Source organism: Desulfobacter sp., assembly GCA_028768525.1.
Lineage (GTDB): Bacteria > Desulfobacterota > Desulfobacteria > Desulfobacterales > Desulfobacteraceae > Desulfobacter.
In genome coordinates, this window is the sequence record CP054837.1 from 5,305,180 (window position 1) to 5,320,976 (window position 15,797).

The 15,797-nt window shown below is 55.9% G+C and carries 13 protein-coding genes; 8 read left to right on the top strand and 5 right to left on the bottom strand.

Going from position 1 to position 15,797, the window contains the following annotated elements; all coding sequences use genetic code 11:
- Positions 1–12: 12 nt before the first annotated feature.
- Entirely contained in the window at positions 13–1,209 is a 1,197-nt protein-coding gene (locus tag HUN04_23340) for an HD domain-containing protein (GenBank protein ID WDP92497.1), read from the bottom strand.
- Positions 1,210–1,236: 27 nt separating this feature from the next.
- The gene (locus HUN04_23345; GenBank protein ID WDP92498.1) at positions 1,237–2,400 is read right to left on the bottom strand and encodes a hypothetical protein; all 1,164 of its coding nucleotides are present in this window, start codon (positions 2,398–2,400) and stop codon (positions 1,237–1,239) included.
- Between the two features lie 156 nt (positions 2,401–2,556).
- Between HUN04_23345 and HUN04_23350 the strand changes: the two genes are divergently transcribed.
- The 4 genes from HUN04_23350 (at position 2,557) to HUN04_23365 (ending at position 8,569) form a co-directional block, all read left to right on the top strand.
- The gene (locus tag HUN04_23350; GenBank protein ID WDP92499.1) at positions 2,557–3,348 is read left to right on the top strand and encodes a transporter substrate-binding domain-containing protein; all 792 of its coding nucleotides are present in this window, start codon (positions 2,557–2,559) and stop codon (positions 3,346–3,348) included.
- Positions 3,349–3,569: 221 nt separating this feature from the next.
- Positions 3,570–4,169, top strand: coding sequence for a TetR/AcrR family transcriptional regulator (locus HUN04_23355; GenBank protein ID WDP92500.1), 600 nt, complete (start codon positions 3,570–3,572; stop codon positions 4,167–4,169).
- Positions 4,166–5,521 carry an efflux RND transporter periplasmic adaptor subunit gene (locus HUN04_23360; protein ID WDP92501.1) on the top strand — a complete coding sequence of 452 codons (1,356 nt, stop codon included), beginning with the start codon at positions 4,166–4,168 and terminating at the stop codon, positions 5,519–5,521. The genes HUN04_23355 and HUN04_23360 overlap by 4 nt, the downstream gene beginning before the upstream one ends.
- Positions 5,522–5,527: 6 nt before the next feature.
- Positions 5,528–8,569 (top strand): efflux RND transporter permease subunit, encoded by a 3,042-nt coding sequence (locus tag HUN04_23365; protein WDP92502.1) that lies wholly within the window; start codon positions 5,528–5,530, stop codon positions 8,567–8,569.
- A gap of 2 nt (positions 8,570–8,571) precedes the next feature.
- Here HUN04_23365 and HUN04_23370 read toward each other — a convergent pair whose 3' ends face one another.
- On the bottom strand, positions 8,572–10,248 hold the full coding sequence (locus HUN04_23370) for an AMP-binding protein (protein ID WDP93384.1): 1,677 nt from the start codon (positions 10,246–10,248) through the stop codon (positions 8,572–8,574).
- Positions 10,249–10,330: 82 nt separating this feature from the next.
- Here HUN04_23370 and HUN04_23375 point away from each other — a divergent pair, with 82 nt between their 5' ends.
- From HUN04_23375 to HUN04_23385, 3 genes are all read left to right on the top strand, one after another.
- Positions 10,331–10,612 (top strand): hypothetical protein, encoded by a 282-nt coding sequence (locus tag HUN04_23375; protein ID WDP92503.1) that lies wholly within the window; start codon positions 10,331–10,333, stop codon positions 10,610–10,612.
- 127 nt (positions 10,613–10,739) lie between these two features.
- Positions 10,740–11,012, top strand: coding sequence for a hypothetical protein (locus HUN04_23380; protein WDP92504.1), 273 nt, complete (start codon positions 10,740–10,742; stop codon positions 11,010–11,012).
- A gap of 9 nt (positions 11,013–11,021) precedes the next feature.
- Entirely contained in the window at positions 11,022–11,423 is a 402-nt protein-coding gene (locus HUN04_23385; protein ID WDP92505.1) for a hypothetical protein, read from the top strand.
- A gap of 111 nt (positions 11,424–11,534) precedes the next feature.
- Here the strand turns inward: HUN04_23385 and HUN04_23390 are convergent, their stop codons facing one another.
- Positions 11,535–12,050 (bottom strand): GNAT family N-acetyltransferase, encoded by a 516-nt coding sequence (locus HUN04_23390; GenBank protein WDP92506.1) that lies wholly within the window; start codon positions 12,048–12,050, stop codon positions 11,535–11,537.
- On the bottom strand, positions 12,050–13,543 hold the full coding sequence (locus HUN04_23395) for a sigma-54-dependent Fis family transcriptional regulator (GenBank protein WDP92507.1): 1,494 nt from the start codon (positions 13,541–13,543) through the stop codon (positions 12,050–12,052). Before HUN04_23395 ends, HUN04_23390 begins: the two co-directional genes overlap by 1 nt.
- A gap of 198 nt (positions 13,544–13,741) precedes the next feature.
- On the opposite strand from HUN04_23395, the gene HUN04_23400 reads away from it, so the two are divergent.
- Complete coding sequence (locus HUN04_23400; GenBank protein ID WDP92508.1) at positions 13,742–15,766, top strand: VWA domain-containing protein; 2,025 nt, start codon at positions 13,742–13,744, stop codon at positions 15,764–15,766.
- The last annotated feature ends 31 nt before the right edge of the window (positions 15,767–15,797 follow it).

Here is a 15,797-nt window from a genome sequence, read left to right on the forward strand (position 1 = left end):
TGGGAATCCCCCTTAAAAAAAACTGGCAAAGGGGTTGGCCAGTTTTTTTTCAATGCGGTTCTGGCCGGCCAGGCGCTCCATGTTCTGGCTGAGGATGTCCAGGCAGTGGTCAATGGATTCTCCGGTGTCCAGAATGTTTTTATTTGTCTGTATCATGTCGAAGAAGGCCTGGACCACTTTGGGGTCGAACCGGGTGCCGGCCCCCTGTTTCAGTCCGTCGAGGGCGGTGGCCATGTCTTTTTTGGGTATGCCCGGCCGGCCGGAAATCATGGTTTCAAAGGCGTCGCACACGGTGATGATCCGGGCGCCCAGGGGAATTTCCTCCCCCTTTTTGCCGTCGGGGTAGCCGCTGCCGTTGAACAATTCGTGGTGGGCGCGGATCAGGGGCTCAATATCAGATAAAAAGACCAGGGGGCGGATGATGTCCGCCCCGAGTACCGGGTGCTGGCGGATGAGGTGCATTTCTTTTCTGGAAAGCTGGCCCAGGCGATCCAGGATATGGTCCCGGGTGCCGATTTTGCCGATGTCGTGGAGGATGGCGGCGTGGCGGATGCGGTCGGCCTCCCGGTCCGGCAGCCCCATCTGCCTGGCCGTTTCCCGGGACAGCCGGGCCACGGTGATGGAATGGCCGTGGGTGGCGGGGTCCCGGGCCTCAATGGCCAGGGCAAAGCCTTGAATGATCTGGCCGTAGAGGTCCAGCATCTCCCGGTCATAGCCCAGGGCTTTTTCCAGGGCAATGGCGCCCTGTTCCCCCAGGGCGGTGAGCAGTTCCAGTTCATCCCCATCCAGTATCCTGTTTCCGGTGAAATAGACGGCAAGAAGGCCGGTGTAGGGCCCGGTGATATTAAAATAGCGCCCTGTGATGCCGTTGATCAGGTGTTTGCCCAGGCGTTCCAGGTCTGGAATCCGTTTATCATTCCTGGCATCGGTGATGGTAATGGGGGCGGCGGCGTCCATGGGGAACAGGGTCATGAGGGTGGGATAGTCGGTGAGGGAGAGGCTGCGGTAATCAAAGCCGTGGCTGATCTTGGTTTCAATCTCCTCCCTGGATTGGTTCAGTATCCAGAAAATACAGCCCCTGGCCCCCAGGAGCCGGGTGATGTGTTCGGCGATGCAGGCCAGGATATCCGTGGTCTTTTTATTGGCGTGGATCTGTTTGCTGACCTCTGCAAATAATCTGAAATAGTCCTTGTACCTGGTGTCGTCCATGGTGTCTCCCTTGGGGATTAAAATCGCTCAATTGAAAAAATTCATCCAGGGCTGGTTGTAGGCGGCTGCCGTTTTTTTCTGGAACCGGGTGACGGCGTCCAGGGCCAGCGCAAGTTTTGTTTTGGTATCCGGTTCCAGGGCGGTGATGTCAATGCAATTGTCGGGCAGGGAGGGGCCCTGCCTCTCCAGGTGGGAGATCAGCTTAAGCCGTGTCAGAAAAATGAAGGCAAGGGTGTAGTCCTCCCATTCCTGGGGCTGCAATATCCCCTCATCCCTGAGCCGGGTCAGCCGTTTGAGGGTGGCAGGGATGCGGATGCCGTGGTTGACGGCAAAGAGCCTGGCCCCGTTGACCATATGGGCGATGGCCTGGGTTTTAAGGTTGAAGCATCTTGGGCACCCCTTTTCCCGCCGGGTGCGGATCCGGTTGAACCGGGTTTTGGGCGGGGCGAAGAGCTGGTCGTCCCGGACCAGGAAATGGCTGGCCGATCCGTGCTGCTCAAAATTTCTAAATACCCTGGTCTGGAGGGTGGCGGCCAGGCGGTTGTCTCCGAATACGGGCCGGAAATCCAGCAAGATGGTCAGTTTGCGGACGGCATCGGGATCTGTGGATCCCACCCAGCTGTCCAGGGCCCCCAGCCAGCGGTTCAGGGGGCGGCGCCATTCCGGGTTCGTGGCCATGACGTTTCCGGGGCAGAGTTTGAACCCGAACCCGTCCAGGGAAAGGGTGACCTCCCGTGCCAGGGCTTCAAAGTAGATGTCCGCCTCTTTCTCTGCGCCGGGCAGGGGATCCGCGTAGATCAAGGCATTATCCTGGTCCGTCCGTGCCACCTGTTCCCCCCTGGCGTCGGACCCCATGGAGATCCAGCAGAAGGGCAGGGGCGGTACCATACTATTCTGAATTTCCAGGCGGGAAATGCTGTCCTGGATGATTCGGGTGGTAAGGGCTGTGTTAAATTTGGAAACCCGGTCAAATAGTGAGGGCAGGGGCAGCGGTTTGCCTGCACTGTCCCGGAAGTTCAGATAGGCCATGATCCAATTGTCAAGGGCAGCGGTTGGCCGGTGGGCCTGTCGGTCCGGATCGGCCAGAACACATCCCGTCCCTTCAATCCCTGCCATCAGCCCCTGGTATTCGGACACCAGTTCTTGGGGCTCAGCTGCGGTATTTCCCGGGTGTTCCCTATTCAGATCCATGTATTCTCCATTTTGACGGAATTGCTTCAAATACTAGCATGTTCATGGGGGGAGTGCAAGAAAACCGGCTAATATCTTCCCGGGGAATGGGATGATTTCTCTTATGGGGTCTGGTATAGTAGAAGGCAAGTCAATTGGCATAAGGGTGAAAGGTAAATGAAACCGGGTTTAAAATGGATGGCAGTGCTGGCGGCGGCAATTGTTTGCTGGGGCCAGGCGGTATGGGCCGGTGCCCTGGTCTGGGCGACGGATGATACACCGGACGGCCGGTATGTCGTGGGGGGCGGAGGGGCGTTTGCGGCGGATAAACCCGGGATTGAAATTGAATTATACCGGATGGTTGCCGAAAAGCTGAATCTGGATGTCCGTTTCATACGGATGCCATGGAACCATTGCCTCCGCCGCCTGGAAAATAACACTGTGGACGGGGTATTCCCGGCCAGTTTCAAACCGGAACGGCTAAAATACGGGGTATTTCCCATGACATCCGGCCGTGTGGATCCCAGCCGCAGGACCCGTGATAATGCCTATTCCCTTTATAAGTTAAAGGGCAATGCCATCGGCTGGGACGGATCGGAGCTGGTCAATGTGACAGGAAAGGTCGGGGTCCCCACGGGATGGCGTATTGCGGGCGAAATGATCCCCCGGTACAATTTCATTGTGGAAGACACCATCAATGCCAATGTTCCTAATCTGCTGGTTTACGGCCGGCTTCAGGGGTATATCTGCCTGGAAACCGTTTTTGATGTCTATCTTGCCCGCCGGCCCGCATTTTACGCCAATATTGTCAAAGTTCGTCCGCCGGTGAGCCGCAATCCCTATTACCTGATGCTGTCCAACCAGTTTTTCTCCCGGCATCCCGGAACTGCTGAAAAAATCTGGGATACGGTCAGGGATATCCGCCGGAGCCCTGCCTATGACGCCCTTGTAAGTTCCTATCTGGATTGAAAAGGGAAGATAACCGGGCGCCGGGGGGCGTCAGGAAAAGATTCGGTTGGCGCTCTGTTGCCAATTGGTAAAAAAATGTAAAACCGCCTTGTATTATCCTTCCGATGGATTAAATTACGCCTAATGAAAAAACCAGGTTGACTTGGAAAGGATCGACCTGTATTTTTTTGTCTTGAATGAGACTTTAAAGTATCAATTGAGATAAAATGGTTTGAAATAAAATGAACGAATCCAATAGAAAACGAATCATCAAAGAGGCCATCGCCTGTATCGCCCAGAACAGCAATGCCGGGCTGGATGAAATCGCCGAGGCAGCAGGGGTGGGCCGGGCAACCCTGTACCGCTATTTTAAATCCAGGGCTGACCTTTTAACGGAATTGAAATTGAGTGCCGGGAAACAGCTTCAGGATGCGGTGGGCCCGGTGTTTGACTCTTCGGCCGGTGCCAGGGATAAACTGGTCCGCTGTGCCACCCTCATGGTGCCTTTGGGCGCCAGCCTCAACGTTTCCTCCTATTTTGGTAAACCCTTTAAGGAAAAAGATGAGGACCCCAGGGTGGCGGCAAATTTTGAACACCATCTGGCCCAGGTCAGGCAGCTCTGCCTGGCGCTCAAGGCGGAAGGGGCGATTTTAAAACAGCCGCCGGTGGTCTGGCTGGTGAAAGTACTCACCAGCCTGGTTTTTGCGGCCTGGGAAGCCGTGGAAAGCGGGGATATTGCGCCCAAGCAGGCCCCCTGGCTGGTATTGGAAACATTTTTAGGCGGCTACGGCACGCCGGATACCATCAATTGGTTCAACGAGTTAAAGGACGCGAAGATATGAAAGCAAAGAAGACATGGAAACTGACCGTTTTCGGAGTTCTGTTCTGCCTGGCAGTGGGGCTGATCTGGCAATGGGATCTTGTGGACAGGCATTTTGTTGCAGCAGCAGTGGGCAAGGATGCCGGAATTGCCGGTAAGGGGCAGGTTGACATTCCGGAAAAAGCCTTGAAAACCGTGGGGGTGGTCCGGCCCAGGCCCGTGACTGGAGAGATCCTGGATTCTTTTCCCGGGCGGGCCCGTGCAGGTACCCAGGCCACATTATTTTTCAGGGTTTCCGCTCCCCTGGCCCATATCCATGCCCATCCCGGGGACCGGGTACATAAGGGAGATATCCTTCTTGAACTGGACGACAGGGATTACCGCCGCCAGGTAAGTGTGGTTCAAAGCAAGCTCAAATCCGCCAGGGCCAACCTGTTGAAAATGCAAACCGGCGCCCGGCCCGAGGATGTGAAAATCCTCAATGCCAACCTGGCTGCGGCCCGGGCCGACCTGGACCTGGCCAGAAAACAGTTGGAACGCCATGAGATACTATATAAGAACCAGGCCGTGACCGAGCAGGCCTATGACCGGGCCAAAACCAGTGTCCAGGGCCTTGAGTCCAGGGTGGCGGCTCTGGAAGAACAATTGGTCCGGGACACCAAAGGGGCCAGAAAAGAAGACATCATGGCCGCCCATGCCGGCATTGAAGAACTCAACGTCCAGCTGGCCATTGCCAAAGACCGCCTGGAAGATACACGGCTGGCCGCCCCTTTTGACGGGGTGGTTACCCGGAGGATTCCCAATACCCATGAAATGGTGGCCGCCGGTGCGCCGGTGATGATGCTGGACGATATCTCCCGGCTTGAAATCCCTGTGGATGTGCCTGAAAACCTGGTTCGCCGGGTGCTGGCCCTGAAGGCGGGTGCCAATTTCACCGCGTTTTTTCTCACCGCAGGAGACCGCCCATACCCGGCCCGGCTCACGGAATATTCCAGCCGGGCCGACCAGGCCACAGGCACCTATGAATTTGTCTTCTCAGTCTCACCGGACCCCGGGGATATGATTTTCCCCGGCATGACCGCTGAAATTCGTGTGGCCACGGCCCGGAATACGGACCAGTCAAGGGGACTGGCCGTGCCCCTCCAGAGCCTGATGGGGGTGGCGGGAAACACCGCCCATGTTTTTAGGGTGAACCCGGAAACACAAAAAACGGAGCGCCGGGCCGTAACCTTTGAGACCCTGTCCGGCTCCCGTGAGGTGAATGTATTGTCCGGGCTTTCCAGGGAAGACCTGGTGGTGGACCGCGGTGCCGCTTTCATCCGCCAGGGGGAAACCGTGAAATTTGAACTTTCCGCAACCCAGGGGGCGATGTAAAAGACCATGAAATTTGCACAGGCCGTACTTTCCACGCGGATTATCAGTATCCTGCTCTCCGCCATCGTGGCGGTGGCAGGCATCATCACCTACCAGAAGCTGGGCCGGCTGGCCTATCCTGATTTCACCATCAAAACGGCCCTCATCGCCACGGCCTATCCCGGGGCCTCGCCCCTGGAGGTGGAGGAAGAGGTCACCGATAAAATCGAGCAGGCCGTCCAGAGCCTGGGACAGCTTGACTATGTGAAATCCATCTCCAAGGAAGGGCTTTCCATTGTCTATGCGGAAATCAAGCCGGAGTACGATTCCGAGACCATCCCCCAGATCTGGGACGAACTGCGGCGCAAGGTCGGCGATACCGCCGCCTATCTGCCCCCCGGGGCCGGCCCGCCCATGGTCAATGACGATTTCGGCGATGTATACGGGGTTTATTTTGCCGTGTCCGGCAAGGGCTTTTCTCCCAGGGAACTCAAGGATTACGCCAAATACCTGAAAAAAGAACTGCTTCTGGTGGATGAAGTGGCCAAGATAGACATTTGGGGAGACCAGCCCGAGGTCATCTATGTGGAATTTTCCAGGGCCCGCCTCTCCCAGCTGGGGATTTCCCCGGACATGATTTTTGCCACCCTGGCGTCCCAGAATACGGTAACCCCTGCGGGCAAGGTCAAGCATGGCCCTGAATATATCCGCTTTTCCACCACCGGCGACATTTCCGGGGAACAAACCATTGCCGACCTCTATATTGCCGGGGCCGGGGGCAAGCTCTTCCGGCTGGGGGATATCGCCCGGGTATACCGGGGCTACAAGGAGCCGGCCTCCAATCAGATGCTTTTCAACGGTAATCCGGCCGTTGGCCTTGGGGTGTCCACGGAAAAAGGGGGCAATGTGGTGCGCATGGGCGCTGCGGTGATGGACCGCATCCAGGAACTGGAATCCATGAAACCCAAAGGCATGTCCCTGGATATCATCAACTTCCAGGCCTCACGGGTGACCGAATCCCTGGATGAATTTATGGTCAACCTGGCCGAGGCCGTTGCCATCGTTATCATCCTGCTCCTTTTTTTCATGGGACTGCGGGCCGGGCTTCTCATCGGCGCCGTGCTGATTCTGACCATCCTGGCCACCTTTATCTGTATGTTTATGGCCGATGTTACCCTCCAGCTCATTTCCCTGGGGGCCCTGGTGCTGGCCCTGGGACTGCTGGTGGACAACGCCATCGTAGTCACCGATGTCTACCTCATCCGCCTGGCCCGGGGGGATGAAAAGGACCAGGCCGCCCGAACCGCCATTCAATCCACCATGTGGCCCCTGCTGGGGGCGACCTTGGTGGCTGTGATGGCCTTTGTGCCTGTGGGGCTGAACCCCAGTGCCGCCGGTGAATTCTGCCGCAGCCTCTTTTTTGTCCTGGCCGTTTCACTGGGCCTGAGCTGGGTCTTTGCCCTGACCATCACCCCGGTGCTCTGCATAAAATTTTTAAACCCGTCTGAGGATACGGGTAAAGATCCCTATGATACGCCTTTTTACCGGAAATTCAGGCGGTTACTCCATGGGTGCATCCAGCGCAGATGGCTCACTCTGGCCGTTTTGATTGCCATGCTGGCCGCAGCCCTGGCCGGATTCAAAGCCGTACCCAAGTCCTTTTTCCCTGAATCCACCCGGAACCAGTTTTTTGTGGATTATTGGCGGGCAGAGGGCACCCATATCAGTGAAGTGAAAGCCGATCTTGAAAAGATCGGTGCTTATGTCCGCAGCCTTGAGGGGGTTGAACAGGTGACCGCCTTTGTGGGGGAGGGGTCCCTGCGTTTTGTACTCAACTACGATTACCAGTCTCCGAACACCAGCTACGGCCAGCTTCTGGTCCAAGTCCATGATTATAAATCCGTGGAAGGGCTGCTGCCGGAAATCAGATCCTATATTGCAGAAAAGTTCCCAGAGTCCGAATTCAAGGCCCAGCGATTTAAAGAGGGGCCGCCGGTGCCCTATGCCGTGGAGGCCCGGTTCAGGGGACCGGACATCGCAGCCCTTCGCAAGGTCGCGGACCAGGCCAAGGAGAGGCTCCATACAATCCCTTCTGCCGTAAATATCCGGGATGACTGGCGCCAGCCCGTGAAAGTCCTCAATCCGGTATTCACCGAAACCCGGGGCCGCCGCACCGGCATCACCCGGGCCGATGTCAGCAGTGCCTTTGACTGGAATTTTTCCGGGGTTACCGTGGGACTCTACCGGGAAAAGGACGAGATGATCGCCATTGTTTCCAGGCCGCCGTCAGCGGAACGGGGCGCGGTGGATCAGTTTCGGCAGATGCAGGTATTCAGTTCCGCTCTCGGGAAATACATCCCCCTGGAGCAGGTGGTGGAAAAGCTGGAACTCACCGAAGAATATCCATTGATCCGGCGCCGGAACCGCATGCCCACCATTACGGTGCAGTGTGATCCGGCCTGGGGCCAGGCCGAGCAGCTTGAGGCCATTGTCCGCCCCATGTTCGAATCCATGGACCTGCCCCCGGGTGTCTCACTGGAGTGGGGCGGGGAATCGGAGGAGAGTGCCGAAAGCCAGGCCGCCATTAAATCCTTGTTTCCGGTCTGTCTGCTGGGCATGTTTTTCCTGGTGGTCTGCCTCTTTAACGGGGTAAGGGAGGCGGCGGTGATCTTCCTGTGCATTCCCTTTGCCTTTGTGGGGGTTACCCTGGGGCTGCTGGCCTTCGGCCTCCCCTTCGGGTTCATGGCCATCCTGGGCTTTCTCGGGCTCACCGGGATGCTGGTGAAAAACGCCATTGTCCTTCTGGACCAGGTCAAGGCGGACATGGGGGAGGGAAAGCCCCGGTATCAGGCTGTTCTGGATGCCTCCATCAGCCGCCTCCGTCCCGTGTGCATGGCCGCCGGCACCACCATCCTGGGCATGGCACCCTTGCTGTTTCATCCTTTTTTTGCCGCCATGGCCGCCACCATCATGGGCGGCCTGCTGGTGGCCACAGGGCTGACCCTGCTTGTGGTCCCCGTGCTCTATTCCCTGTTTTTCAGGATCCCAAAGGCTGAAATGACAATTTAGATTCAGGCCTCCCAGACAACGGGTCTGCTTTGGTGGAACCACTCCTCTGCGAATTTGGAGTAGGTTTCTTCCAGGCGGGCCCGTTTCAGTTTCATGGTGGGGGTGAGGAATCCGTTCTCCGGTGACCATTCATCCTTTGCCACCGCAAGGAAGGCCAGTTTTTCATGGGGGAGCAGGGCATCGTTGACGGTTGCCAGATGGTCTTTTAAATCCGCTTCAACCGCCGGCTTCCCCCCGGCGGCAGCCAGTTCCGATCTGGATGCAGCCGAAAGCATGACAACCCCGAAGGGGGCCGAACAGCCCGAACCGGCCACACAGGAGGACTCCACCCGGGGATGGATGTTGATCCTGTTTTCTATGGGGGCCGGGGCCACGAATTTTCCCTTGGAGGTTTTGAACAATTCCTTGATCCGGCCGGTGATTTTAAGCCGCCTCAGTTCGTCCAGCTCCCCCATGTCCCCTGTTTTGATAAACCCGTCTTCGGTGAATGTCTCTGCGGTTTTTTCAGGCATTTTATAATACCCGACCATATTTCCGGGACTTTTGACCAGTACTTCGCCGGCCTCGCTGATCCGCTGCTGGACATCGGGGTAAGGGGCGCCAATATACCCCGCCCGTATTTGACCGGGCCTGCTGCAGTGGGAATAGGACATGTTTTCGGTCATCCCGTACCCTTCAAGCAGTTCCAGCCCCAGCCGCCGGTACCACTCCAGGATTTCCTTGGGGATGGGGGCGGAACCGGAACCGGCAAAGCGCACCTGATTGAGGCCCAGGCCGGTGAGGATTTTCTTTTTGATCAGGCCGCTGAGGACGGGAATTCTCAGCAGAAGATCCAGTTTTTTGGGCGGTATTTTTTCAAATACCCCCAGTTGGAATTTCAGCCAGAGCCTGGGTACCGAGAGAAAAAGGGTGGGGCCCGCCCGCTGAAGATCCGCCAGAAAGGTGTCCAGGCTTTCGGCGAAAAACAGCTGAAATCCGATATACAGCCCCTGGCATTCCATCAGCCACCGTTCCATGGTGTGGGAGAGGGGCAGGTAAGAAAGGAGACGGTCCTGGGGGCGGCTGTCCAGATAGTTGCAGATGCCTTTTGCACTGGCGTTCATGGCGCCGAAATTCATCATCACCCCCTTGGGCGTGCCCGTGCTGCCTGAGGTATACATGATGGTGGCAATCTCATCGGGATCCCGGGGGACCGGATCCGCCAGGGGCGGCTGGCCGGCGATAATATCATCCCACTTGGGATGGGTGCTGGCCGGCGCCAGGGGAAAGGCGATTTGGGGCATACCCTCGGGAACCCCTTTTTTCATCTCCTCCCATACCGGATCCACCTTGCCGACAAAGAGCAGCTTTGATTCGGAATGTTCCAGGATATAGGCCACGATATCCGGGGTAAGGACCGGAAAAATGGGGATGCTGACATGACCTGCCATCCATATGGCCAGATCCGCCAGGATCCAGTGGGCGCAGTTTTTTGAGCAGAGGGCGATGTGACTCCCGGCCGGAAAATCCAGGCCCTTGAGATAGCTTGCCATGCGCCGTGCCTCATCCGCGGTCTCTTTCCAGGTCCAGGATTTCAGGTTGGCGTCCCCCCCGCCCATGGGCTGGGTCATGAATCTGCGGTCCGGATCATGCTTTTCCCAGTGGTAAAGGCATTCCAGCAGGTTGCGGCTGTCTTTCATGGGTTCCATAGGCCTTCTCCCTCGATTTAAGATTAAATGAAACGGCATTACCTCCGCTGATGTGCAGAAGACGGATTCAGGAGTGACTGAAGCAAAGAAGAAGACTGTTTTCTGGCCGCCTTTTTATGGAATAGATGGTATGGCGTTCGTGGGCAATCAGCTGAGGTTCCCTTTGTATGCCGTTGATTATGCACCAAAAGGGTGTCCTTGGCAATGGTTTGCTGCCCTGGGCAAGGACCCGGGGAATATACAGCCGGGGTGTTTTAATTACAAATTCGAACTAATAATATTACAATTTCGTATGGAGTTGGCCGCTACGGTAAAATTGTGGAGACAAATTGATGGCAGTTTAATTGTGATTTGATTTTCCCTATAGCAGGGGGCGCAAGGCGTCTGCTCCTTTTGCAGGTGACCTTGAATGGCCGGTCTGCTGGGGTGGCACCTTATTTGCTGTTCCTCTTTCCTATATTTGTCCGCAAAAGGAGGTAGGGGTGACCATTAAGAACGCATTGAATTTCATAAAACTGGGGTTGGGGGATGAAAACCTGCGCCACAGGCTGCTTAAAGCCAATGGAAGGGAAGGGTGTAATGCAGAATTGGCCAAGGAGAACCTGGTTTTCTCCCAGGCGGAATTTGAAGAAGCGTATTCCTTGACCCTTTTCAACTGCCAGAGGCCTGAAGACGCCGAATCCCTGATGGAATTCAGGATGTGGTGGACGATTCTGGTCAGAAGTTATGATAAACCGCTTGAATACAATAGTTGAGGATTAAGAATGACCGTTCAGATCGCATCATCTGTTCCGGACTGGAAAATCTGGTTGAGAAACGGTGAGCAGTATTTCACCGCCGCCTGCCCAAAAGGGAAGAAAAGCCGTTTTAAAGCCGATCTCCAGTACAACCTGCTTTCCATGTCCCTTGAAGGGTATGTAATGGCCATCTCCGATTATTATAATTGGCTGCCCGACAACCATACCTACACAGATTTAATGACCGCTTTGGAACGTTTGGTCCCGCTGGACCCGGACCTCAAAGCACAGGTACTCCGGCACGAAAGTATCCAGGATATCTGCTCCATTGAGGATTACCACCGCAGCCAACCCACAGAAAAAATGCTTGATGAATTAAAGGGTGCCGTCGCTCAAATCGGCAGGCTGGCCCGTCAAACCTGCACCTAGGCTGCCCCTGTTTCAGAAACCAGGGGCATGCAGCCATGGGGGTGCAAAAAAAAGGGACGCTTCACCCCGCTGGAATCAATTGTCCTGGGCTAGGGAGTAAAAAGAAACCACTTAATTGAATTTAAGAACAAAAAAATGGTGGTGCATGCCGTGGTAAATTCCATCCATATTTTCACACCGCTGGAATCCCATTTTTGTAAGAATTTTTTGGGAGCCTGAATTACCTGGATTGGTAACGGATATAATCCGGTCTGTGTTTAATGATTCTTTTGCAAACCTAAGGCATTTCATGGCGGCTTCAGATGCGATGCCCATACCCCAATGGGGCCGATCAATGATATAGCCGAGTTCTAAATTCCCGGTTTCTTTAAGATACCGCAGCCCACAATACCCCACAGGAGAGCGGGGGGCTTTCAACTCAAGAACAAACATCCCGTATCCGTTTTGCCTCCAATGGGCGATGAGGGTCTCAAGTCTTTGTATGGCTTCGTTTTTAGTGCTCGGTTGGCCTTTAGGGGGGATATGCTTCATAACATCTGGATTCCCGTAAAGGTTGATGAAAAACTGTTGATCCGACATCTGGGGCATGCGAAGTGTCAGTCTATCTGTTTCAAGTTCTATGTTCATTATTTACCGCTTTTTTTTGTTTCCCATTCCAGGATGTGTTTTTTTACGGTGCGCCAGTCCAGCCGGGTGATCCTGGCCACTTCCCCGTAGGTGCCGGCGGTCTGGTAGAGGGTGTGGCAATAGCCCCGGATGAGGCCGGCCGCATCCAGTTCCCCTTTCCGGACCCGGCTGTGGAAGCCGTTGCCGGGACCCTCCCATTCCCCGGGTGCCGGGTCGAGAATGCTTTTATAGCGGTGGTTGAGCAGGATGCTGCGCACGCATTGGGCAAACTCTCTCACGTTGCCCGGCCAGGTATAGTGACGGCCCGGGTGCCGGGCCACCGCTCCTTTGACCATATCGTTCAGATTCCTGGAAGAGGTGCCCAGAATTTTTTCAATGGTAAAGGAGAGCAGTTCGTCCATTTCATTGGGATCTTCTTTGAAGCGACGGCGCAGGGGCGGCATAAGGATCATGTCAGAGCAGAGGCGGTAAAAGAAATCCTGCCTGAGGATTTTTCCGCCGGCAATGTCTTCCACGGACCGGTTGGTGGCTGCAATAATCCGCCCCCTGAACTGCCTGGGCTCGTACCCGCCCACAGGGAAATAGGTCCGCTCTTCCAATACCTTGAGCAGTTTGATCTGAACCGGGATGGAAACCTCCCCGATTTCGTCCAGGAAAATGGCCCCGTGGGGGCTGGCCCTGTCAAATATCCCCTCCCGGTCGTGGACCGCACCGGTAAATGCCCCTTTTTTATGGCCGAAAAGCTCGGATTCAATGAGCCCCTCGGCATACTGGGAGAGGTTCAGGGAGAGGAAGGCACGGTTGAAGCTCTCCTTAAACCGGCCGGTCTCCGGGTCAAAGGGGATATATCCTGACCGGCCGATGGCCGAGGCCACCGCCCCCTTGCCCGTACCGGTTTCTCCCAGGATGAGGGTGGAAAAATCATCCATCCGGTTCCAAAGATGGGCATCGTAGATTTCAAGGCTGTTGGTAAATACATTGTTCCACAAAGAGGCCTTCAGACGGACCATGGAGGGGCATTGCCCCTTGATGTTTTTGTCTATGAAGAAAAAGGCCCGGCGCAGCTGGAAGCTCAGGGCAAAATAATAGACGGCCATTTCCCTGTCAAATCCGTGTTGCATGAGGAATTCAATGGCCTTGTCTGCAAATCCTGCCTTGATGGGGGTGTCCCCGGCTTTAATCTGGGCCCGGATGTGGTGGTCGAACCGTTCCAGAAAGAGATGGAAAAATACAAAGAGGACGGCCGCCCTCAGGATGAGGCTGTCCTCCCCCCGGTACTGCCGGATATCCGCCTTGCCGCCTTCAAGGGTGCTGAACCCTGCCGTGATTTCCCTGACCATTCCCCCGAGCCGTTCATCAGTACCCGTTCCCCGGGGGAGCCCCGTGATCCTCAGGTCGATGTCCGTCCGTTCCCGGCTGAATGGGTTGGCTGTAACCGCGTTCCTGATCTGTGAAAAAAAACTGCGCTGTTCATGGGTGAGGGATTTATGCATTATTCTGCTCCTTTATTCATAATATGTATATCCATGTATGCCTCCAATGTCTATGTTTATTTTGATGAACGGAGGGTGTGATTGTGTATTTTCTTATAATTCTCTTTTATTTCATATGGTTATGGAGGTTGTTTGTGTGTGGCACGCAATTTGATCTATAGGGGGCAGAACTTGAAACCCCAAATAGAGGAGAATGTGATGAAACGATTTAAATTTATGGCCGTTTTGGCAATCATGGCCCTAATTGCCCTGGCCGGTATGGCATCCAATTCAACGGCAGCCGGTCTGCTCAAGCCGGTGGATGGAGGCGATTCGACCCTGGGGATGAAATCCCACCGGGTGGATGTCACCATCAATAACGGCTTTGCCCGGACCGAGGTGGACCAGATCTTTTTCAACTCCGGCACCAGGGACCTTGAGGCGGTTTACTCCTTTCCGGTGCCCAAGGATGCCAGCCTGTCGGAACTGAGTCTGTGGATTAACGGAAAAGAGGTGGTGGGCGAGGTCCTGGAAAAGGAGCAGGCCAGGAAAACCTATGCCGACCAGAAAGCCCGGGGCAACCAAGCGGCCGTGGCCGAAAAGAACGATTACAAGACCTTTGATGTAAAGGTTTATCCCGTGGCGGCCAATGCCGACACCCGGATCCGCCTGGTCTATTATCAGCCCCTGGAAATCGACCTGAATGTGGGCCGGTATGTCTATCCCCTGGAAGCGGGCAATGTGGATGAGGAACGCATCGCCTTCTGGGAAACCGACACCCGGGTGAAGGAGCGGTTTTCCTTCCATGCCGCCCTGAAGTCGTCCTTTCCGGTGAAGGATATCCGCATGCCCGGCTACCAGAACCAGGCGGTGATCACAGGACCTGGCGCTGAAGGAGCGGGCGAAGAGGGAGAAACGGCTGCCCATGATATCCGCCTGGATTTTCCCGAAGGCGGCAGCCTGGATAAGGATATTGTGCTCTATTACCGGCTGGACGACACGGTGCCGGCCCGGGTGGAGCTGGTGCCCTTTCGCGAAGCAGGGGAAAGGGAGGGTAAATTCATGCTGGTCATCACCCCCGGTGCGGACCTTGCGCCCATCACCGCAGGGGCCGACTGGACCTTTGTCCTGGATGTCTCCGGCAGCATGGGCGGTTCTAAGATTTCCACCCTGGTGGCCGGTGTCAGGAAATCCATCAAGAAAATGACCCCGGACCACCGGTTCAGGATCATCACCTTCAACGACAGGGCCAGAGAGATCACCCGGGGATTTATCCCGGCTACACCGGAAAATGTGGCGAAGGCTGCCGTTCTCCTGGATACCGTGGAAGCCGGTGGCAGCACCAACCTTTATGACGGACTGGAGCGGGCCTACGGCGGCCTGGATGCCGACAGGATCAACGGGATTATCCTGGTCACCGACGGGGTGGCCAATGTGGGGCCGTCCACCCATGCCGAGCTGCTGGATCTCCATCGGAAACACGACTGCCGGCTCTTTACCTTTGTCATCGGCAACAGTGCCAACCAGCCTCTGCTAGGGGACCTGGCCGAGGCATCCGGGGGCTTTTCCATGAATATCTCTTCCCATGATGACCTCATCGGCCGGATCCTCCAGGCAAAGACCAAAATGGTCCACCAGAGCCTCTATGATACCCGGGTCCGGTTCAAAGGGGAAAATGTGACCCAACTGACCCCTGGCGATCTAGGCAACCTCTACCAGGGCCAGCAGATCGTGATCTTCGGCGCCTATGATTCACCCGGGCGGGTGGGGGTTGAGCTGAGCGGCAGAATCGACGGACGTGAGGCTGTATGGACCACACAGGCCCTCCTGCCGGAAACCGACACGGAGAATCCGGAAATCGAGCGGCTCTGGGCCATGTCCACCATAAAAGACCTTATGAAAACCATCCGGGCCTCCGGGAATCCTGGCGAACTCAAAGAGGCGGTGGTGGATCTGGCCACTGAATATTCCCTGGTCACCGATTACACTTCCATGGTGGTTCTCTCTGAGCAGGAGATGGAGGCGGCCGGCATTGAGAGAAAGAATGCCAAACGGGTGGAAAAGGAACGAAAGGCCCAGGCCGCCAGAGCCAAGGCCCCGGCCAAGGATTATCGGGTGTCCAGGGATGAATCTGCCAAACCCATGTTTGCCAATAAGCCTTCCCCCGGCATCGGCACCGGGGCATTGGGACCCCTTTTTCTGGGACTGGCCTGCCTGCTCCGCCGGTTCCGGTCCCGCAAGTGATGGAAAGAACTGAATGCTGATCCTGGCGGGC